Below are 833 nucleotides of genomic sequence, written 5' to 3' on the forward strand. Positions count from 1 at the left end.
GGGAAGCCACGGAACAGCGCCTGAAGGAACAGTATGGCGATAATCCGCTGGCGCTGAATAACGTCATGTCAGAGCAGAAAAAGACCTGGGCGGCTGAAGACCAGCTTCGCGGGAACTGGATGGCAGGCCTGAAGTCCGGCTGGAGTGAGTGGGAAGAGAGCGCCACGGACAGTATGTCGCAGGTAAAAAGTGCAGCCACGCAGACCTTTGATGGTATTGCACAGAATATGGCGGCGATGCTGACCGGCAGTGAGCAGAACTGGCGCAGCTTCACCCGTTCCGTGCTGTCCATGATGACAGAAATTCTGCTTAAGCAGGCAATGGTGGGGATTGTCGGGAGTATCGGCAGCGCCATTGGCGGGGCTGTTGGTGGCGGCGCATCCGCGTCAGGCGGTACAGCCATTCAGGCCGCTGCGGCGAAATTCCATTTTGCAACCGGAGGATTTACGGGAACCGGCGGCAAATATGAGCCAGCGGGGATTGTTCACCGTGGTGAGTTTGTCTTCACGAAGGAGGCAACCAGCCGGATTGGCGTGGGGAATCTTTACCGGCTGATGCGCGGCTATGCCACCGGCGGTTATGTCGGTACACCGGGCAGCATGGCAGACAGCCGGTCGCAGGCGTCCGGGACGTTTGAGCAGAATAACCATGTGGTGATTAACAACGACGGCACGAACGGGCAGATAGGTCCGGCTGCTCTGAAGGCGGTGTATGACATGGCCCGCAAGGGTGCCCGTGATGAAATTCAGACACAGATGCGTGATGGTGGCCTGTTCTCCGGAGGTGGACGATGAAGACCTTCCGCTGGAAAGTGAAACCCGGTATGGATGTGG

1 protein-coding gene is annotated in these 833 nt (G+C 58.2%); it reads left to right on the forward strand.

What is annotated here, in order from left to right:
* On the forward strand, positions 1-794 hold a 794-nt coding region (locus J0A66_RS21455; protein WP_206575903.1), incomplete at its 5' end, for a phage tail tape measure protein.
* Between the last annotated feature and the right edge of the window lie 39 nt (positions 795-833).

Origin of the sequence: Bowmanella dokdonensis (assembly GCF_017254865.1) — a bacterium.
GTDB classification, from domain to species: Bacteria; Pseudomonadota; Gammaproteobacteria; order Enterobacterales; family Alteromonadaceae; genus Bowmanella; species Bowmanella dokdonensis.